This is a genomic window from Acetobacter sp. KSO5, assembly GCF_044094635.1.
GTDB classification, from domain to species: domain Bacteria; phylum Pseudomonadota; class Alphaproteobacteria; order Acetobacterales; family Acetobacteraceae; genus Acetobacter; species Acetobacter cerevisiae.
Window position 1 is genome coordinate 2,727,730 of sequence record NZ_CP172014.1, and the last position, 18,618, is coordinate 2,746,347.

Here is an 18,618-nt window from a genome sequence, read left to right on the forward strand (position 1 = left end):
CTATCTATCCCTTTGCCAGAACAGGGCGGAATTGATCTTCCTGTTCTGGCAAGGCACCATGCGCCCAGCATGCAAGAAGGACCTGACCATGAAACGTGCCCTTATTCTTTGCCTGAGCCTGCAAGGCCTGTGTCTGCTCCCCTCCGTGGGCGCAGCACATGCGCAGACGGTGGTTGATGGCAGTGACAAGAATGCAAGCCCGTTTGTAAAATCTACCCTGCATATGCTGAGCACCCGCTTTGCAGAGGACCACCCGAAGTTCCGAAAAATCAGCACCCATAGCTCTGGTGACAAACAAATTGTCTGCGGTGAAATCAGCCTGCAGGGCAGCAAGGTGCCGGCGGCTGAAAATTTCATGCCGTTTGGCGCCACACAGGGGGAAGAAAACCCGCTGGTGTTTGAGGCGCACACCATCCCCCCCGCGCTGGACTTCCGGGAAGTGAACACATGGATCAACCATGGGGCAGACCTTGAGGATCTGGAAGAAATGGGCTGTGTGCCGGAAGGCAGCTACCGCCAGTACAGTGACCGCCTCAATACAGTGTTACAACACAGAAAAACCAACTAACGCAGCCTCCCAATATTACTGGTCTTTCAGAGCGCTCTCCTGAAAGACCAGAACTGAAAAGGGGCCAGCTATCCCCTTCGTGTTATGACAAGGCTGGCAAAAATGCCGCTTTCCTGCTGGAAAAACGCACTCTGGGCATCAATTCCCCCTGAGCCCCCAACAAGCAATTGACACCCCCGCGCCTGCGTGCATGACTATTCGGGTCCAAAATAAAAAATAACAAACCCGGTCGTTTTAAAATGAAAATCCTGTATCTGCTGCTCCTGCTGCCCTTCCTCGGGCTGCTCTGGACGCCCCTGTACGACCGCTACACGCCCGTACTGTTTGGCTTCCCCTTTTTCTACTGGTACCAGCTTGCCTGGGTGCCGGTAACCTCCGTTCTCATCTGGATTGTCTGGAAAAAGGGGCATGACGCATGACCGGCATTAACCCCTGGGCGCTGGGCGTCTTTATCCTCTTTTTTGCGGCAACCATCATCATCGGCAGTTCCATCCAGTGGCTCCGCGGCCTGTTCGGCGGCGGGAAAAGTGCGACTGTTACGTCTGATGAGGAATGGTCCCTCGGTGGCCGCCAGTTTGGCGCGTGGGTCACATGGTTTCTGGTCGGGGGCGATTTCTATACCGCCTATACCGTCATTGCTGTGCCAGCACTGGTCTATGCAGCGGGTGGGTATGGTTTTTTTGCGCTGCCTTATACCATCATCGTCTATCCGTTCATTTTTCTGGTCATGCCGCGCCTGTGGAAGCTGGCACATGCCGGGGGCCATGCCACGGCAGCGGACCTTGTGCGGGCCCGCTTTAACAGCCGTCCGCTGGAAATTGTGGTAGCCATCACCGGCCTGGTGGCGGTTATGCCCTATATCGCTCTCCAGCTGATCGGCATCCGTACGGTCATTCAGGCTCTGGGCCTGCCGGGCGATATCCCGCTGATCATCGCCTTTGTCTCACTCGCCGCCTATACATGGCTCGGCGGCCTGCATGCTCCTGCGCTGACGGCCTTCATCAAGGACATCATGATCTACATCGCCGTTCTGGTGGCGGTTACGGTCATTCCGCTGCACATGGGGGGCTATGCCGCGCTGTTTGCCGGGGCTGATACCAGCCAGCCGGTTCTGCATGCCGGTCAGGGCCTGCCTTATGCCACGCTGGCGCTTTCCTCCGCTCTGGCGGCCTTCCTGTATCCGCATACGCTCACCGGTATTCTGGCGGCAAAATCTGCGGACACCATTCGCCAGAATGCCGTGTTCCTGCCCATCTACACCATTGTTCTGGGGCTGATTGCCATGCTGGGACTGATGGCGCACACCGCAGGCATCAAGACGGACAATGCCACCATGGTTGTACCGCTGCTGTTCCAGAAGATCTTTCCGGCATGGTTCAGCGGCTTCTGCTTTGCCGCCATTGCAGTGGGCGCGCTGGTTCCGGCAGCTGTCATGGCCATTGGGGCGGCCAACCTTGTGACTAACAACCTGCTGCCTCCGCAGAAAGACCCGGTTCGCACCAGCCGCATCACGGCGCTCGCCGTTAAAGTTGGCGCTCTGTTGTGCGTGCTGTTCCTGAACGCCAAATTCGCCATTGATTTCCAGCTGCTGGGCGGCGTGATTATCCTCCAGACTTTCCCGGCACTCATCCTTGGCCTGCTGCGTGTCCGCTTTTCGGCTGTTGCCATGCTGGCGGGCTGGGCTGTGGGCGGCATTTTCGGGCTGGGCCTGTGCTGGATGGACGGGCTGAAACCCATCCATATGGTCGCACTTGGTCCGCTCTCCGGCATGATCTCAACGGGGCTGTTGTCTCTGATGGTCAATCTGGTGGTGGTCGGGCTGGTCACACTGATTAAACCGGCTGCCGAAGTCCCGAATATGTCGGGAGTTGAGCCTCAGAAGCGCACGCTCGTTTCCTGATCAACGAAACCAGCTGACGGCTTCCTGCTTTACAGTGCCCCGCAGAGACAGTTTTGCCTCTGCGGGGCATTTGTCTTTTTACGGAAATAATTTCCATTGCTCCGGCAGCTCTGGTTCGGCACCCTTTGGTCTCATTCTGCCAGAAGGGTCTCCTCATGCCAGACAGCACGCCGCCGCAGATGGGTTTTGGCCAGATGGATCTCGGGCTGACGGACACCCGACCAAAACGTGTCACGCTCAGCCCGGGTGCCACTCTGCTACGGGGTTTTGCGCTGGATCAGGCAGAAGACATCTTGCGCGCCCTCACCCCGGTTCTGCACGCAGCCCCCCTCCGCAGGATGCTGACACCCGGAGGGCGGCAAATGTCTGTCGCCATGACAAGCTGCGGCACATGGGGCTGGATTACCGGTCAGGCAGGCTACCGCTATACGCGCACAGACCCGACCACACAGGCCCCATGGCCGGCCATGCCGCCCCTCCTCTTTCAGCTTGCCAGCCGCAGTGCTGCCGCTGCGGGCTTTGAAGGCTTTCAGCCCAATGCCTGCCTGATTAACCGCTATGAAGCCGGTACGCGTATGACAGCACATCAGGACAAGGATGAAGGCGATATCACCCAGCCGATCGTCTCTGTCTCACTCGGTTTGCCCATCCTGTTTTTATGGGGCGGCCTGCAACGCACCACGCGCGCGCATCCCATCTTGTTGGAACATGGGGATGTTCTGGTGTGGGGTGGCAAAGCCCGGCTGCATTATCATGGGGTCAAACCACTGGAACAAGGTTTGCACCCACTAACCGGCCCTGCCCGCTTTAATCTGACGTTCCGGTACGTGAAGCAGGCTGCCCTTTGACTGATGGTGTCTGGGCGTGCGCGCACCTTTTCAGCACTTTTCCGTACAACATCTGCCATCACGCTAGCGCAACAAGACACTTCTCTTTTACACTCTCGCCTCTGATGCCTGTTTCCTTTGCTCCGGACACTTGTTCATGCCTGCTTCCTTCCGCCTCTCCCGCCGTATGGCTCTGAAAACCGGTACATTGGCCACCGGACTTGGTCTGCTCGGCATGAACGCCGCATGGGCACAAAACGCGCCCACAGGGCGCTTTGCCACTCTCGATCCGATTTTCCAGAAAGCGGTTCAGGAGGGCAAAACCCCCGGTGCGGTCGCGGCCATCGGTCAGGCCGGACAAACGCTGTGGAAAGGTGTTTTTGGGAACCGGGCGCTGGTTCCTCATAAAGAACCGATGACATGGGACACCCTGTTCGACATGGCATCTCTGACCAAGGTTCTGATCACCGCCCCGGCCATTATGCAGCTGTATGAACGCGGCCTTGTAAAACTGGATGAACCGGTCAGCACGTATCTTCCGGCCTTTGCTGCCAATGGGAAACAGGCCATTACCGTCCGCCTGCTGCTGACCCACTATTCCGGTCTGGCCCCGGACCTTGATCTGTCCACGCCCTGGCACGGCAAGGAAGCTGCTGTTCAACGTGTGATGGACGCTCGCCCCGTCAATCCGCCGGGTGAGCGGTTTGTTTACAGCGATATCAACTTCATTACGCTGGGGCTGATTGTTGAAAAACTTTCGGGCCTCTCTCTGGATGTTTATGCAACGCAAAACATCCTTCAGCCTCTTGGCCTCTCCCGCACCTTCTTTTTACCGGACAGCGCTCTGCACGACGCCATAGCTCCCACCCAGTATGATGAACAGAACCAGCTGCTCCGTGGCGTGGTGCATGACCCCACCACGCGCCGCATGGATGGCGTTGCCGGGCATGCCGGCCTGTTCTCCTGCGCGGATGATATGCTGACCTATGCGCATGCTCTGCTGGCTCGTCGGGCCGGACTACCCTCAGCCTTCCCGCTGCGCCCGGAAACGCTTGTGCTGATGTCCACCCCCCAGCAACCTGCCGGAAAATCTGATCTGCGCGGGTTAGGATGGGATATCGCAACCCATTATTCCTCGCCTCGCGGCGAGCATTTCCCGGCGAATTCCTTCGGGCATACCGGCTTTACCGGCACCTCTCTCTGGCTGGTGCCGGACAAGGAAACATTTGTCCTGATCCTGACCAACCGTGTCCACCCGGACGGGAAAGGCAATGTTATCGCCTTGCGCAGAGATGTAGCAACCGCTGCCGCTCTTGCCCTGCAAACATCCTGATTTTGACTTAGTGGATTGTGCCTGACGGGCTTTTTTCAAAAACGCCCGTCAGAGTCAGCTTCACATCATCCCCCACAGCGGCCATGGCGTTTCTGATCCCAAACGCGCTGCGTTGAATGGTTCCGTGGGCTTCAAACCCGACGGTATAATCGTGATCCATCGGGTTTTTGCCTGCCCCGACAAAATGGACATGCAGTGTTACGGGCCGTGTCACGCCATGCAGTGTCAGACGTCCGGCTACTTTGGCCTGTGACAGACCCTCCGACACAATCTGTGTCGAAACAAACGTGGCATCCGGATATTTGCGGACATCCAGCCAGCCTTCATCCCAGAGCGTTTCTGTGACGGAACCGGAAGTTGTCGTCAGGGATTGCACAGGCAAGCGCAACGCGACATGGGATTGTTCAGGATGGACCGAATCAAGCTGGAGAGAACCCGACACGCCAGAAAACAAGCCATGATACCAGCTGACACTCAGGCAGGAGACTGAAAAAACCACCTGCGTACGCAGGCCATCCACGTGATACAGACCGCCTTCCACAGCAGGAACTTCCACCACAGCGGGCATCACGTCTGATGCCCGCACCGGCTCGGCAAAGCTGAGCGTCAGCAGAGTTCCCATCCCAACCAGCAGAAAAAAGGCGGCACGTTTCATTGCGCTCTCCCTGTTTTATCATTCCTCCGATTGAGTGTGTAAGCGGGTTAGCTGGCTGCGAGTTCCCTCACATGTCCGCGTGCGTAAGTCTGCGTCAGAGGCTGCCTTCGCTTTTGCGCCACATTTTGACCTGCCGTTCTATCCACTTCTGGGCAGAAACCTTACGAGACGGGTCAAGCATGCGGTACAGGCGCAGGATATCATATTCATCCGGTGTGACTGTCAGAACGATATCTTCCTGCACATAACCCGTGAGGAAAATTTCCGGCTCTACACCAAACAGAGCGGCCAGTTTGGGAATATGCTTTCTGGCACTCCCTTCCCGTCCCGTCTCCCAGAACGCAATGGCTGGCCGTGACACGCCCAGCGCATCCGCAACCTGCTGCTGCGTCAGCCCGGCGGCTTTACGCAGGATCTTCATTCTCTGCCCGAGATCAGCCCCGGGAGAGACAATATCCCGTTCTTCACTATCGTTTACATGGTCCTCAGACTGGTCAGACATACTGGGTATGTTCCGTCTTGATTGTACCATTTCGTGCTCTCCCAAACATCCGATACGGTTTCCGTATGCGAATGTGGCTCTTACTCTGCCCTAAGCGTGTTTACAATTAACAGGCTGCTATGCCGCATAGTACAGCAGACGCTTGCACAATCCTGTGCAGAAAAATGTTGCCATGCTGAACAGATAGTCCTCTATCACCCGTTCAGGATGGTTAACAGAAATTTTTTATGGATTTTATTACAAAAACCCCCAATCCGTAAAAGGACTGGGGGCTAAATTCATTATACAGAGCGTATGAAGTCAGAAAATATTTTACGTATTAGAGTAAATTATTTTCTGACACCTGATATTTAGAAGCTTTGGGTAATACCCGTCAGAATAGTCCGGCGCAGACCATATTGCGGCGCTCCCACACCAATACCGCTGCCATCACGCAGCAGATAGGCGCGGTCAAACAGGTTGGTAACGTCCAGCCGAAGCTGCGTGTTGCCAAGGAAAGAATGCCCAAACAGGTTCTTGAAAGTCTGCACCGCGGCAAAGTTGAACGTTGCATATTGCGGCACAACAGCTCCGTTCGGCACATCACCATCAGCGCGAAGGCCACTGCCATAAACCATGGTGGCGGAAACACGCAGCGGGTGCCAGCTTTTGTGGAAGAAGCTGTAAGCCGCCCCGGCAGAGGCCGTCCAGCGCTGGTCGTGATCCAGATGAATCCAACGATGGCTGATGTAATTCAGATCATCCTGCCCGAAGTTGAACTGCGCGCTGGTGATATCTTTGCCGATCGCGCGAGACCATGAGAAATTCCCGTAAAGAGACAGCGGCCCCTTATCATAGGAGGTGCTGACCTCGTAGCCGTTCACCTGGCCCTTACGGTAGTTAAAGCCACTAAGCACGATTGGCGCGCCAAATTGCCCTTCATCAATCAGGTTATCGGCCAGCTTGTAATAGGCATCAAAAGACACGCGCCAGCCTGGCAGGATCTGCTGCTGAATGCCGGCATCAAAGTAATGGTCGCGCTCTGCCTTAACTGTTGAGTTCTGCGTAACCTCTGCAGCAGAGCTTGTGTTTGCAAATTTATAAAGCGCAGAGCTGCTGACCACTTCAAACGGCGGCGGGGTGAAGTAGCGGGAATAACCTGCGTGCAACGTGGCCCCTTTCCAGGGTTTCCAGACAACGTTCAGGCGCGGGCTGACCTGCTTCTGGCTGGTATATTCGCTCACCCCGTCAAAACGCAGACCGTAGTTAATGGTCAGGTTGCGCAGAGGCGTCCATTCATCCTGTGCATACAGGCCGTAAACCGTGCCGGTCTTACCGCTGCCGTCATAGACTTTGACAGGCGTTGAATCGAAGGTCGGGTTGCCATCCTCATCAACACCGTTTGCCCCGAAGACCGTGGAATCAGTTTTGGAGACCGTGCGTTCCACAAAAACCTGGAAGCCAAAGCGCACGGTATGATCTTTTGCAGCATGCCAGGTCACGTCATGCTGCGTGCCGGTGGAGAAAATGGACCGTGCCGCCCGCTGGGCAATACCATTATAGACCAGATCACCCAGTTCATCCGGTGAATAACGCAGGCTGCTATAACGAGTAAAAACGGAGCTTTGCAGGCTGAACGCGCCAATCTCTTTCTGGAGAGCCAGAATAGCAAAATCCGTAATCTGCTTCTGGTGTTCATTCAGACTGGCACTATCCACACTGCCATCAAGCTTTTGCGCCAGATTACTCCCAGTATAAGAGGGTTCTGCAAACTGCGTCTGTTGACCGGGGTTATTTGGCAGCTGATACTCCGCGTTAGACACACCCGCAATAAAGCTGATCCGGGTATTTTCATCCGCTGTGTACCGGAGATGCCCGAGGAAGTGATACTGATTGCTCAGATCATGCACGGCGTTAAAGGATTTGGTCGTGTTTTCAATCCCTACGCGATCATGCACAAAATCTGCAGTCGCGAAGTAATCCCACTTCCCCTGATGGCCGCCATACTGAAGCGAGGGGAAAAAGTAATCGCGCGCGCCACCGTAAATGGAGGCGTTCCCGCCTGCATTGGTCGTGCCGTTCTTGGTGGTGATATCCACCACGGCAGCCTGCAGAAATCCGAACTCACTTGGCAGCGCACCCGTGGTCAGGGACATACTATCTGCAAAGCGCGTCATCAGAGCCTGACCGAACACATTCAGACCTTCAGGAAGCTGTACGCCATCCAGCCGGAACTGCACTTCGTTATGGTCACCACGCACATGGATCTGACCATAGCTATCCTGCGCCACACCGGGAGCCTGCAAAAGCACCTGATTCAGCGGGGTATTATCCCCGCCCGGAATAGTTTCCAGCGCCTTACGGTCAAAACGGTAAACCGTGGCCCCTGTATCGGGCTGGAGTTCTGATCTGGCGCGATCCAGATGGGCGGTGACCGTCACGCGCTCCGGCGTGTTTGCCAGAGCCGGCTGAATAGAGACGGTTTCCTGCCCCGTGGGTTTTCCTTTAACCGTATCGTTCTGCTGCACATTGCGCGCAGAGGTCTGTGTCGTCTTTTTTTCCTGAGCGGATTTTTTCTCAACTGTGGGCTGAAGTGTTTGCGCAGTCTGCGGGGTACCGGCAGGCAAAGCCTGAGCCTGGGCTTTTTCGATACAGAACAGAAAACCGGCTGTCGTGCAGACAGTTGAGCATGCCAGCAGAAAAGAGAGACGAGACACCAGCATAAGATATCGGCCTTTAAGGGTTGGGGAATGAACTAATTTCCGCCTCTTATACGTTATGATATAACGTATCAACGCAATTCTAAGGAAAGTCTTAACCTTACCCGCCCCCTGTTACCTGCAAACCACACTCCCCTCTCCTGCTTTTTCTCCGCTTGTGCCCGCTCAGATTTTCTCGTAGTAATCCGCTCAGCCCTCTGCGTCCCGTTCGTCTAGAGGCCTAGGACATCGCCCTCTCACGGCGGCAACACGGGTTCGAATCCCGTACGGGATACCATACGTCTATAAGGCATTGATTTTTCAACAAAAATCAAACTTGTCTTCCCTCACTGTGTAACCTGTTCGTGTTACATAAGGGACGCCAGTTTTGCCTACTCCATACATGGTTCGACGTTACCATACCTGGTATCTCAGAATGCGTGTCCCTGCTGACCTGACACCCTTCGCTGGTCAGCATATTGTTCGTTCCCTCAAAACCAGTGATAGAACAGTCGCAAGGGCAAAAGCTCTCGGACTTGCTTCAGCGTTCAATGGTATCTGGATGGAACTCAGACAAAGACTGGCAGAAAAGCTTCAAGCCTATTTCAACAGGGAAATCCCTGTTGAAGAGATGAAAGCCTTTGTGCATGAGCACGCTTCGGAAATCGAAGCCATGCCAGAGAACGTCAAAAAACACTTCTCCGACTGGCTGAACGTTGTCATGCAACGCAAGACACAGGAAGCACAGGATGCCCGCGAGAGTGCTGACATGACAGCAACCCTTGCAGATATGTGGAAACAGGCCAAACAACAGGGAATGCTGGAAGGGATGGAAAAAGCCATTTCCCTTGGTGGACTGGCGACACAGGCTCCCCCGGTTCCCTCTGCTCTCCCTACTCCCCCTGCAAGCACAGACTGTTCCGAACCATGGACAAACCTGATTGAACGTTTCCATGACGATAATCCGGGACAGACAGAAAAAACACGTGTCAGTTACCGCATTACCTTCACGCAGTTTCAGGAAATTGTTGGCAATAAAGCTTTGAACCTCCTGACCAAACAGGACATTAAAGCCTATGCGGACTGGCTGAAAAACAAGCCTTCCTTACGTGGGGGAACATTGGGTCATGGCACGATTGTCAGACATCTTGGGGAAGTAAAATTTTTTCTGAAATGGTGCGTCCAGTCCGGTCTGATTGAGGATAAAGGCTTTGCAGATGTCAAAGCCAGAGCCAAGACCCAGAAAGAGAAACTGACCAGACAGGAAGAAGTTCGCAGGGCGTTCACCAATGACGAACTGAAACAGATTTTCAACAGCCCCCTGTTCTCCGGCTACCATAGCAAGCACTTCAAAAGCAGACCCGGCCACCAGACAAAACGTCTGACTGACTTCTGGTTTATCTGCGTTCTTGCCCTGACTGGTGCCAGAATTGGGGAAATCTCTGACGTTCCTGCCAAGCTCTATGACCTGGAAGGCATTCCCTGCCTTGATTTACGCCAGACAGGAACAAAAACAGGAAACAGCCCCCGTCTGATTCCCATCCTGCCAGAACTGCGAAAAATTGGCTTTCTCCACTATGTCCAGAAACAGGCTCAGGCTGGTCTGGGGTTAATGCAGTCACGCAGAGGGGAAATTATCAAACCTGAATCATGGTCAAAGCGTATCAACCGTTATCTTGAAGATATTGGACTGACAGACAAAAACCTTGTGGCTTATTCCTTCCGTCATACCTTCAGGCAGGCTTTAAGAACCTCTGACCTGAACATGGAAATCATCAATAAAATTTTTGGACATGAAACGGATTCTGTTGGGGCTGGATATGGTTCCAACCTTTCCAGAGGGGAAGCACAGGCTTTTCTGGATAAGGTGAAATACCCCATTTTCCTTGACCATCTGGCAGACAAAGATGGGGTATTCCTTAAATAGCGTCCTGCTTCAGTGTCTCAAAAATACTGGTCTGGCGTGTGAACTGGTTTTTCTGTTGCATGGCCTGAACACGTCTGACCAATGTGGCTAAAGAGACACCCGCAATGGAAGACGCATGTCTGTAGCTTTTTCCAGAGGCTAAAAGGTCAAGGGCATGTTGCACCTTTGCTGAACTGGCTTTGGGTCTCCCTATGGGACGACCTGTTTTCGTTCCATATTTCTGGGCATGGTCTATGCCACTCCTGATGCGCTCATTAATCGTCTCACGTTCATTTTGAGCAATGACAGACATCAGCAGATAACTGACACGGCTTGACCTGTCTGACGTATCCACACCTTCTGTCAGACTTCTGACTGTTATTCCTTTCTGGTCAAACTCTTCCAGCAATCGTGCCAGATGGGCTGTTCGTCTTCCAAGCCTGTCCACCTTCCAGACTGTCAGAACGTCCCCCTTGTTCAACAGGTTCAGCAAACTGTTTAACTGTGGCCTGTCTTCTGTTGCACCGGAAATGACATCCATAAAAATTCTTTCTTTTGGAATCCCGGCTTCCAGCAATCGACTGACCTGCATATCAGTCGATTGGTCTCTGGTGCTGACACGTGCATATCCATAAATCATTGCACACCGCCAAAGACATGCAGGGCTGTCACTCTGTCTGCAAGGAAATAGCGGGCCAGATAATCTCCCAATGCATAATCATCAGGAAAGTAGCTCTTCAGGACAGAAGCACAGCTACAATCAAGGTCACGATTGAAATAGGACAGGTGATTTTTGCCATCTCCCTTTATGATTTCAATGTCCCTTAAAACGCCTTCCAGAAAAGCCACTATGAAAACGGATAACTGGTCTTCGCCATATTTTTCAATAATCTGTGGAGCGAGCACGTCCAGAATAGTCTGGATGCCATCAGAATGATATAAATCTAATAATTTATAGGCTTGGTCTTCTATCGTGCCTTCAAGCTTCTTGCTTCCGGGATATGTCGGGAATTCACGCAATGCGGAAATATAGGCTTCCTGCATTGTTTTTGTAATTTTGGATGATTGCAGGAATGTCCTGAAGTCTTTCACATATCCTGGTGCGATGTCATCAAACCCCTCAACAGGTGAAAAAATATGATGGACGGTCAGGTTTTTAGTGCGGAATGTAATTTCACTCATAAAATATCTCCTTAAATTGTTAATCAGGGATTATTTTCTAAAATACTTTTGAATATACAATATTGAATACGATTTTCCCTTTGTATATTCATGGTAAGGGTTATGTATTCAAAAAGTCAAGTTTTTGAAACAGTATTTATTTAAATATTTTAAATGGAATAGATTTATTTCCAGTAATCGTGTTTTTTGCTTTTTGGCACTCTCTTACAAGGAAGAAACTCTGTTTCTGACTTGTCACGCACAAAGCAGGGGAACAGGAGATTTGTAAAATCTCCGGCGTGCGTATGGTGCTAGATTTTTAAAATGTTCTCATGGCTTTCAACCTCTGAATTATTCTGTCTCATCCATGCCATGGTGTCATTTGTGTCTTGAAGAATTTTCGCATTTTTTGCGTCAATCTTTCTGTTCTTCCAGTTAATAACTTTGTCTTCCAGATAATCTACGTTTTTGTAAATCATTTGGGTCAAAATATCCTTTCCATGCAGGTTCAGGAAAGACTCAAACGTGACAGGAACCCTGTCCTGTTGCTCATGAAGCTTCTGATAATTTTTGTAGGAAGCCCTGTATAAAAGATAGCTCTGGAACAGCACTTCGTCCTGTTGGTCATCGCTCATCATGTTCCATGTGCTGTCACTGATAGGAGCAGGAAGCCCAAAATTAATAGAAACAGGATAAGGCTTGTTTTTGATGGTTACAGACCCACCAAAAAACAGGCTGAGGAACAGTTCCACCAGCAAAAGAAGGATGTTGCTGTCGATGCTGTTGTTCCATTGGTCAAGCCAGTATTTCTGGTCTTTAAGGTTCTGATATGCCCTGCGATAGAAATACCAGTTTGCTTTCTTGGCGTCTGCTAATTTATCTTTGATGTCCCTGATATAATCCGGGGTAATAAGAACAATATGGGACAGGCTGGCAACATGGGTGATGCGTCTGTTCAGTGTTCCAGTGCAGACAATCTTTTTAATATCTGGCTTTGTGATGACAGGATTTGAACCTGTTGCTGTGCGATGGTTTCGAGTAACTGCTGTATCTGGTCGATGGGCGAGGGTTTGTCTCCCACCTCTGCCAGCAAGCCCAGGATTTCCTTTGCGGTGCTGTTGGCTCCTGATGCTTCCTGATAAGTCTGTTGATAAAGAGTGATTCTGTTTTTCTGTTCGTTTTCTTTCATGATTTTTCTCCTTTTTTGCATTTGAATAGAGGGGTAAATTAATATGGTTAAAATAGGCTCTGGCTTGTTCCATGGTCATTTTTAAAGGACGTTTATGTCCACTGGCTTTAGAGCCAAGATTCACCAGTCTGTTAAAGGCATGAACATTACCTGACTGGTCAATCACAACAGGACCTTTTTCACCCAAACAGATATGGCAGTTAAACTGTGCCAGTTTTTGCATGAGTAATTCGGGCTTATATTTTTTACAGCCAGTCAGAACAAGACGTGCAAGACCAGCCTTATCAATGTGGGTGCGTTCCTGTTGGGCACGTTCCTGGGGCTTTAATCTGGCTTTAGGCTTCTGGATGTCCCAAAGTCCTGCATCTCTTAACCGTTGGGCTTGGGCTGTTTTCCCTTCTGCTTCCAGAGCCTTGATAACAGCACGATTATGGGCACCTGGAGTTATGGTTTCCCCTGTGCGAAGTTCAGCCAGTCTGTTGATTTTCTCGCGTCTGGCATGGTCATTGTCCATGCGAAGACAGGAGCCAGATGGCAACAGCAGGGAATAAACCCTGTGTCTATGTTCCCGGCCATATTTGACATGAATAGATTCAGAGAAGGGCTGTTTTGTGAGAAAAAATTCTTTTTCGTAATCCTGCCAATAGGCTTGCCATTCCTGAGCCGTCCAGTCCTTCGCAGGGTCAGCGTGAACATGGTAGAGAGGTTTGGAGTGGCTGGCATATTTGCCTATGCTGGTAAGCTCTTTAATCTGGTCTGTAATGCCCTGCTGAACCAGACCACGTGACGCACCGGCAAAGGTGGCATCGTTCTGCTTTTTGGCATCGCGGAGATGACGCCAGAGGTTAGACCCTCCCTTGCCTCGGGTGGCTCCTCCAATCATCCATGTCTCTCAAGCTTTCTGCGTAGCGTATCAAGATTGAGCACAGCCTGACGCACATCAGGAATAAGCTTCTCGGCCTCCTCATGCGCCATGACATGACCATCCTGACGGGTTTTGATGGCATACTGAACCAATGCCCCACACAGTTCAGCCGTGCTTTCCCTGAGCCTGTAAAGTTCCTTGATGTATTCCGGTTTGGGTGGTGTGCGTGGACTATAGGCTTTGACTGGCTTGACCATCTGATATGTATCAGAGGGAGAAAGAGCACCAGCCAGACACTCACGTACAAGACTGTTGGCTGTGATGTCACGCTGTCTGGCATGGTTTATGATGCACGCATATTGCGCATCATCCAGACGAACCAGTAACGATTTTTTCAGTTTTCTTTTTTCACTCATGTAATGGGTCTCCTGCTTAAATGGGGGTCAACGGGGGAAAAGCATTTTCCCCCTTGCCAGCTACCAGAAGACGCGAAGCGGATACTGGTATGGCTGGCTATAATCAAAAGATAACAAAAGAGATGGCAAACAAGATGAGAAAACAGACAATAAGAAGAAAATGTATTTTACGGGTAAAATACAGGTTCTTTACATAAAATGTGTTACAAGAACGAACACTTAAACAGTATTTTGTGTTGATGTGATTTTATAAAAATAGGGGAATAATCAACATAAAACCCTGTTGACTATGAAGGGGAAAACATAAGGAATGGTCAAGCGGGAACGCTGTTGACTGTTTCCTGATTTTTCTGTTGTCGTGACTTCCTGCGAACAACCTTGCTGACAGCATCCTTGAACGCATAGGCATGGTTCTTGATTTCTGCGAGGTCTTCAGGACTATCCTGGATAACATCCAGCAGGGTTTCAAGGTCTTTGAAGATAACAGGAAGCGTTGTTATCTGACTTCGGATACGTTCTTTGTTTACGGCTTCACTGGTGACACGCCACCATTCCAGCACCTCTGCTTTTTCCTGCGTGGTGCATTTGTCCAGAATGGCACTTGAAACCATGGAAAAATAGCAGGGGAAAGAGCCAAGGGTTTCCTTGATGGCTCGCTTCTTTTCAGGACTATATGTCCAACGACTGATTTCCCATTTGGGTCTGGCTTTGTTCTCTAATAATCTAAATTGCATAGTTAAAATCTCCTTATAAAATGGCTGAAAAACTCCTTGTGAATTTTGTCTATTTAAATGGTTGGGGGTAAGAAAATCAGCATTTCTTTTTCTTGATTTCCACGACAACAGGGGCTTTCCTGTGTGGAGCCTTTGGGAGTGTCAAAGTCCTGCGTTCTGGCTTCTGAGCATCAGTCTTCTGTGTTTTCTGCTCCTGAGCCTTGGCTTTCTCTTTTCTGCGCTTTTTGTTTTCCATGGACTGAGCAGAAAAAATGCCACCATCAGGGAAAATATTGAACAGCCATTGCTTGTCAGTGCCATCCAGATTGGCTTTGTAAAACGCCAGTTTGTCATTGCCTACATAGCAATACATCTGTTTCCCATCATCCAGTGTGACGCAAAACGTCTTGTCAGACTTGCCCCCCTCTGGTGTGGCTTCAAAGAACGCATTACCTTCATTCAGTACCTTGCGTTCCTGGAAATTGAGCAAACCAAACGATGTAAATAATGCTTTTTTGGCTTTTTCCATAATAGTCCTCCTTTAAATTATGTTGCTGTATTATTAAACATTAACACAATATTAAACATAAAATCAAGTACAATGTTAATCTATATTTATACATATCGTATTTTATTATTGATTTTGAATGGCTGTTATGTTTTTTGTGAAATGGTCAACAGAGTTTTGTGTTGACTATGAAAGGAAAAAACAGCGCGTTATTCAACATAAAAACCTTTTGAGTAATGGTGCGAAAAAGGAAAACATCCAAAAAACCAGAGAAAACCAAGGTTCTGATATAATCCCTGTATATCCATCATGCGGGATAGCCCGGAAAACGTGGAATAAGACACATGGAGCAACGAAAAACCTTCAAGGGGTATGATGATATGCCTGAAGGAACAAATGGTCATGACGTGGCAATTCTGCACGTTTGCCGTTGGATGGTTGGTTATATGTAGGGACAGACCAGTATCACAAAAAAGCCAAATCGATACTTTGGTCAAAAAATCGAAAAAATCCCCCCAGACCCCCCGGTCCTATGGGACCTAAGATTAAACCTACTTACCTACCGGAATGGGCTTCACTTCGTTCATTGCCCTTTTTATTCTGTTTCAGGCGTGAGACAGTTTTCTTTCAGGTTTATCCTTTTGTCGCTTCGCATACGCTACGCTTGAGGTTTTGTTGGTTCCTGAGCAAAACGCTTTAATTCACTGTTTTCTAACAATTGCGTTTTGCTGGTTGTAAGGTTTCTATGTATAAAAATTATTGGAAACCCGCAAAGCGATTAATCTCTGGGCTACGCAGATTATATGTAGGGACACACTTGCGACATTTTTAAAATGTTGGTGATAGGGGTAATGTGAAGGAGAGTTATTGTGACGAAAACGCGGAAAACAAAATTTCATGAGTGTGGCTTTTTATCAGATGATGTTGAGGACGTGAAAATAAACATTACAACGCAATATGAAGAAGAGTTCGAAATATTATCTAAATTAAACATTATCCTAATGGAAATGTTTGGAGAATTAAATGCCAATAATTCCAGAAAGGAACGGTTGGCAAAATTATTGACCATTAGGTTCTGTCAAAGCTTGCAAGCGTGCTCCATTCTTCTAAGGCATGGCTTAAATTCAGAATTTTTTTTGATAATAAGAAACTTGCAAGAGTGCTACCTAGCACTTGCTTGCCTTTTAAAAGATGAAAGCTATTTTTGTGAAATTTCTTCCTACGATGAAACGCGCTTTAAGAAAACTGGGATGTCATCAATAGAAAAAAATGTGTACAATAACAAAAAACCGGACTATTTAAATAAAAAATTTAACACACAAAGAAAATATTTGGCCGATGAACAAAAAAAATTACAGGATAAAGACAAGCCAACAGCTGGAATTTTTTTCAAAAAAACAGAACAAGAAGAAGAAAGCCAATTAGCTTATTTATATTACACATTTTTATCAAACACTAAGTGTCACATTTCAGTTAACTCCTTGGGCGATTATTATAATATCAAAGGCGATGAGAAATCTATCACATTTAGAATGATAAATAGCGATGAAATCTGCTCTGGTGTAGAGGAAATTGTAAGAGTTTGTGGTTTTTTTGCATTAAAGTTGGATGTATCTTTTTTAAATAGAAAGCATGAAAGTCATATAAATGAAATTTCCAAAAATTTCTTTGAATATTATATTCAAATAGGAAAATTGGTACATAAAAATAAAATATGATTTTGTATATATTTTGTGAAAAATTACAATTTATTTTTCGACTTCCAGCGTTCCCATGTTCTACGGCACACACCATGAGTTTCCCAAGGTTTTGTGGCAGATAAGTTATTTTTCTCCAACCACTCTACACGCTCCATAACACCCGCTTCTCTGCGTTTATGCATAGTGTTTTCCCTGTCTCTCCTGCGTTTCTCGTCTTTGTCGATTAACACCTTGAGATTGAAATTTCGCATGTCATCAGACGTGATGCCAAGCCTGTCGATGATGGTCTGTGTTTTATAACGATAAGCCCCTTTACGATGAAGTCCGGCTTCCTCGTTCCTTTTACGTTCTTCTTCGCTCATATTGGCAACCTGCTTCGCTTTCTTGAGCAGGGTGGACGAATGAGCTAGCAGGTTCCTTTTGTCATTCACATAGGATGCTGGAAGGATGAGACCAGCCCATGTCCTGATTTCCGGCCATAGCTGTTGGGATGGGATGATATTGCCAAGCATGGAAGCCCCGATATGGGCATACATGTCAGGACCAGCCACATGCCCGGATTCCTCACAATAGGGAATGACACCCCCATATTTTTTGTCAGCAATGGTTCTGATGTCCTCTACAACACGCCAGCACCAGTCAAACCTGTTGAATGCCTTTCGGTTGCCAGCTTTCAGCCTTTCCCTGGCTTTCTCACGTGCCAGGTGGATGACCTGTCCCCTGGCTTCATAGCGTTGCTTCTGGGCTTCTCTCCACTCGCGTATCTGCTCAAGGGAATAGGGTAGAACCTCGTCTGCAAAATCATCAAAGACGTAAGTGATGGCATGACCATCCCTGTCAGTCTGGTGCAACAATTCCACCGGCTGGTTGTTCTTGCTGTTCAGGGTTCCCACAACACGCAGGATTCTGGATACGTCCACACAGGCCGGGTCAGCACCAAGAGGGGCAAACAGGGATACAAGCTGTTTGTTGAGGGCTACAGCACGTCCTACAGCTTCTCTTGGGATAGGTGAGGCCCAATACCATTTGAGATAGATGCCACGCCCTGATGAGATGATGGCTGAAGGAACAGGAATAAGATTGTCATCACAATAGGAGAGGATGCTTTGCACCTTCTGCTGTTTGGTCATCCAGTCGGGAAAGAACTCTGTCTTGTAGCAGTCGATATCCACATAGGCGTGTGTCATGGTTTCTATGAACAGGGCACGTCTGCATGGTCTGGAAAAGAAGCCCTGAGCCATGTAGGTATCTCTGTCATTGGCAATATTGGACAGGACAAACTCAAGCTGATCCAGCTTGTAGGCTTTCTGGGTCATATGCCCATTATTGATACGATTGAGAGTGAAAAAGGCTTGCCCGTTATAGGGTAATATTCTGTCTTCACTTGGGTCTGTATAAATATATTTCTTTAAAATTGCGCCCATAAAATTTTTCTCCTTAAATAAAATGGAGAAAAATTACCAACAACCACATTTTTTACTTGACTAATTCATTTAAATCTCGCATAATCAATTCATAAAACGTAGTGAGTGTATTTGGGGGTTTTCTCCATTGTAGTTATGAAAGTCAGATGTTGTTGCATCTGGCTTTTTTCTTATTAAAGCATATTTATTTAAAAAACTCAAATAAAATTTTTTATTATTGATTTTTACATGCCATATGAACTTTTTATACATTTGAATATGAGTCTAAATCTA

General features: G+C 48.9%; 18 protein-coding genes, 1 tRNA gene and 1 pseudogene. 10 read left to right on the forward strand and 10 right to left on the reverse strand.

Annotation, left to right across the window (positions count from 1 at the left end; genetic code table 11):
* Positions 1-88: 88 nt before the first annotated feature.
* From ACHQGU_RS12335 to ACHQGU_RS12355, 5 genes are all read left to right on the forward strand, one after another.
* Positions 89-568, forward strand: a complete 480-nt coding sequence (locus tag ACHQGU_RS12335) for a hypothetical protein (protein ID WP_395495208.1) — start codon at positions 89-91, stop codon at positions 566-568.
* Between the two features lie 239 nt (positions 569-807).
* Positions 808-987 (forward strand): DUF3311 domain-containing protein, encoded by a 180-nt coding sequence (locus ACHQGU_RS12340; protein WP_062142706.1) that lies wholly within the window; start codon positions 808-810, stop codon positions 985-987.
* Positions 984-2,468, forward strand: coding sequence for a sodium:solute symporter (locus tag ACHQGU_RS12345; protein WP_395495209.1), 1,485 nt, complete (start codon positions 984-986; stop codon positions 2,466-2,468). Before ACHQGU_RS12340 ends, ACHQGU_RS12345 begins: the two co-directional genes overlap by 4 nt.
* Before the next feature lie 155 nt (positions 2,469-2,623).
* Positions 2,624-3,316 (forward strand): DNA oxidative demethylase AlkB, encoded by a 693-nt coding sequence (gene alkB, locus ACHQGU_RS12350; protein WP_395495210.1) that lies wholly within the window; start codon positions 2,624-2,626, stop codon positions 3,314-3,316.
* Between the two features lie 136 nt (positions 3,317-3,452).
* Positions 3,453-4,628 carry a serine hydrolase domain-containing protein gene (locus ACHQGU_RS12355; RefSeq protein ID WP_395495211.1) on the forward strand — a complete coding sequence of 392 codons (1,176 nt, stop codon included), beginning with the start codon at positions 3,453-3,455 and terminating at the stop codon, positions 4,626-4,628.
* A 7-nt stretch (positions 4,629-4,635) separates the two neighbouring features.
* Here the strand turns inward: ACHQGU_RS12355 and ACHQGU_RS12360 are convergent, their stop codons facing one another.
* From ACHQGU_RS12360 to ACHQGU_RS12370, 3 genes are all read right to left on the reverse strand, one after another.
* Positions 4,636-5,283 carry a YceI family protein gene (locus tag ACHQGU_RS12360; protein ID WP_395495212.1) on the reverse strand — a complete coding sequence of 216 codons (648 nt, stop codon included), beginning with the start codon at positions 5,281-5,283 and terminating at the stop codon, positions 4,636-4,638.
* 94 nt (positions 5,284-5,377) lie between these two features.
* The gene (locus tag ACHQGU_RS12365) at positions 5,378-5,785 is read right to left on the reverse strand and encodes a helix-turn-helix domain-containing protein (RefSeq protein WP_395495213.1); all 408 of its coding nucleotides are present in this window, start codon (positions 5,783-5,785) and stop codon (positions 5,378-5,380) included.
* A gap of 350 nt (positions 5,786-6,135) precedes the next feature.
* Positions 6,136-8,484: a TonB-dependent receptor gene (locus tag ACHQGU_RS12370; RefSeq protein WP_395496436.1), complete on the reverse strand. Its 2,349-nt coding sequence runs from the start codon at positions 8,482-8,484 to the stop codon at positions 6,136-6,138.
* Positions 8,485-8,685: 201 nt separating this feature from the next.
* Here ACHQGU_RS12370 and ACHQGU_RS12375 point away from each other — a divergent pair.
* The 3 genes and pseudogenes from ACHQGU_RS12375 to ACHQGU_RS12385 all read left to right on the forward strand — a co-directional run bounded on the left by ACHQGU_RS12375 (position 8,686) and on the right by ACHQGU_RS12385 (position 10,390).
* Positions 8,686-8,761 (forward strand) — tRNA-Glu (locus ACHQGU_RS12375).
* Positions 8,762-8,899: 138 nt separating this feature from the next.
* Positions 8,900-8,980: pseudogene (locus ACHQGU_RS12380) on the forward strand (DUF6538 domain-containing protein); the annotation flags it as partial.
* A 45-nt stretch (positions 8,981-9,025) separates the two neighbouring features.
* Entirely contained in the window at positions 9,026-10,390 is a 1,365-nt protein-coding gene (locus ACHQGU_RS12385) for a hypothetical protein (protein WP_395496455.1), read from the forward strand.
* Here the strand turns inward: ACHQGU_RS12385 and ACHQGU_RS12390 are convergent.
* The 6 genes from ACHQGU_RS12390 to ACHQGU_RS12415 form a co-directional block, all read right to left on the reverse strand.
* A complete protein-coding gene (locus ACHQGU_RS12390) occupies positions 10,383-11,009 on the reverse strand; it encodes a recombinase family protein (RefSeq protein ID WP_395495214.1) in 627 nt (208 codons plus the stop codon). The genes ACHQGU_RS12385 and ACHQGU_RS12390 overlap by 8 nt on opposite strands.
* Positions 11,006-11,551, reverse strand: a complete 546-nt coding sequence (locus ACHQGU_RS12395; RefSeq protein ID WP_395495215.1) for a hypothetical protein — start codon at positions 11,549-11,551, stop codon at positions 11,006-11,008. The genes ACHQGU_RS12390 and ACHQGU_RS12395 overlap by 4 nt, the downstream gene beginning before the upstream one ends.
* Before the next feature lie 290 nt (positions 11,552-11,841).
* Positions 11,842-13,602, reverse strand: a complete 1,761-nt coding sequence (locus ACHQGU_RS12400; protein ID WP_395495216.1) for a hypothetical protein — start codon at positions 13,600-13,602, stop codon at positions 11,842-11,844.
* Positions 13,599-14,000, reverse strand: coding sequence for a hypothetical protein (locus tag ACHQGU_RS12405; protein WP_395495217.1), 402 nt, complete (start codon positions 13,998-14,000; stop codon positions 13,599-13,601). The genes ACHQGU_RS12400 and ACHQGU_RS12405 overlap by 4 nt, the downstream gene beginning before the upstream one ends.
* A 314-nt stretch (positions 14,001-14,314) precedes the next feature.
* Entirely contained in the window at positions 14,315-14,842 is a 528-nt protein-coding gene (locus ACHQGU_RS12410; protein ID WP_395495218.1) for a hypothetical protein, read from the reverse strand.
* Positions 14,811-15,242 carry a hypothetical protein gene (locus ACHQGU_RS12415; protein WP_395495219.1) on the reverse strand — a complete coding sequence of 144 codons (432 nt, stop codon included), beginning with the start codon at positions 15,240-15,242 and terminating at the stop codon, positions 14,811-14,813. Before ACHQGU_RS12415 ends, ACHQGU_RS12410 begins: the two co-directional genes overlap by 32 nt.
* 118 nt (positions 15,243-15,360) lie before the next feature.
* Between ACHQGU_RS12415 and ACHQGU_RS12420 the strand changes: the two genes are divergently transcribed.
* Together ACHQGU_RS12420 and ACHQGU_RS12425 are read left to right on the forward strand one after the other, a co-directional pair.
* Positions 15,361-15,597 carry a hypothetical protein gene (locus ACHQGU_RS12420; protein WP_395495220.1) on the forward strand — a complete coding sequence of 79 codons (237 nt, stop codon included), beginning with the start codon at positions 15,361-15,363 and terminating at the stop codon, positions 15,595-15,597.
* Positions 15,598-16,090: 493 nt separating this feature from the next.
* On the forward strand, positions 16,091-16,939 hold the full coding sequence (locus ACHQGU_RS12425) for a DUF5677 domain-containing protein (RefSeq protein WP_395495221.1): 849 nt from the start codon (positions 16,091-16,093) through the stop codon (positions 16,937-16,939).
* 23 nt (positions 16,940-16,962) lie between these two features.
* Here ACHQGU_RS12425 and ACHQGU_RS12430 read toward each other — a convergent pair whose 3' ends face one another.
* A complete protein-coding gene (locus ACHQGU_RS12430; protein ID WP_395495222.1) occupies positions 16,963-18,345 on the reverse strand; it encodes a hypothetical protein in 1,383 nt (460 codons plus the stop codon).
* Positions 18,346-18,618: the final 273 nt, after the last annotated feature.

Bases quoted from the DNA above. Each gene is read 5' to 3' on its own strand.
- ACHQGU_RS12340 (WP_062142706.1), top strand. From the start codon at position 808: ATGAAAATCCTGTATCTGCTGCTCCTGCTGCCCTTCCTCGGGCTGCTC.
- ACHQGU_RS12420 (WP_395495220.1), top strand. From the start codon at position 15,361: ATGGCTGTTATGTTTTTTGTGAAATGGTCAACAGAGTTTTGTGTTGAC.
- ACHQGU_RS12390 (WP_395495214.1), bottom strand. From the start codon at position 11,009: ATGATTTATGGATATGCACGTGTCAGCACCAGAGACCAATCGACTGAT.
- ACHQGU_RS12345 (WP_395495209.1), top strand. From the start codon at position 984: ATGACCGGCATTAACCCCTGGGCGCTGGGCGTCTTTATCCTCTTTTTT.
- ACHQGU_RS12365 (WP_395495213.1), bottom strand. From the start codon at position 5,785: ATGTCTGACCAGTCTGAGGACCATGTAAACGATAGTGAAGAACGGGAT.
- ACHQGU_RS12335 (WP_395495208.1), top strand. From the start codon at position 89: ATGAAACGTGCCCTTATTCTTTGCCTGAGCCTGCAAGGCCTGTGTCTG.
- ACHQGU_RS12400 (WP_395495216.1), bottom strand. From the start codon at position 13,602: ATGATTGGAGGAGCCACCCGAGGCAAGGGAGGGTCTAACCTCTGGCGT.
- ACHQGU_RS12405 (WP_395495217.1), bottom strand. From the start codon at position 14,000: ATGAGTGAAAAAAGAAAACTGAAAAAATCGTTACTGGTTCGTCTGGAT.
- ACHQGU_RS12430 (WP_395495222.1), bottom strand. From the start codon at position 18,345: ATGGGCGCAATTTTAAAGAAATATATTTATACAGACCCAAGTGAAGAC.
- alkB (WP_395495210.1), top strand. From the start codon at position 2,624: ATGCCAGACAGCACGCCGCCGCAGATGGGTTTTGGCCAGATGGATCTC.
- ACHQGU_RS12415 (WP_395495219.1), bottom strand. From the start codon at position 15,242: ATGGAAAAAGCCAAAAAAGCATTATTTACATCGTTTGGTTTGCTCAAT.
- ACHQGU_RS12360 (WP_395495212.1), bottom strand. From the start codon at position 5,283: ATGAAACGTGCCGCCTTTTTTCTGCTGGTTGGGATGGGAACTCTGCTG.
- ACHQGU_RS12355 (WP_395495211.1), top strand. From the start codon at position 3,453: ATGCCTGCTTCCTTCCGCCTCTCCCGCCGTATGGCTCTGAAAACCGGT.
- ACHQGU_RS12395 (WP_395495215.1), bottom strand. From the start codon at position 11,551: ATGAGTGAAATTACATTCCGCACTAAAAACCTGACCGTCCATCATATT.
- ACHQGU_RS12385 (WP_395496455.1), top strand. From the start codon at position 9,026: ATGGAACTCAGACAAAGACTGGCAGAAAAGCTTCAAGCCTATTTCAAC.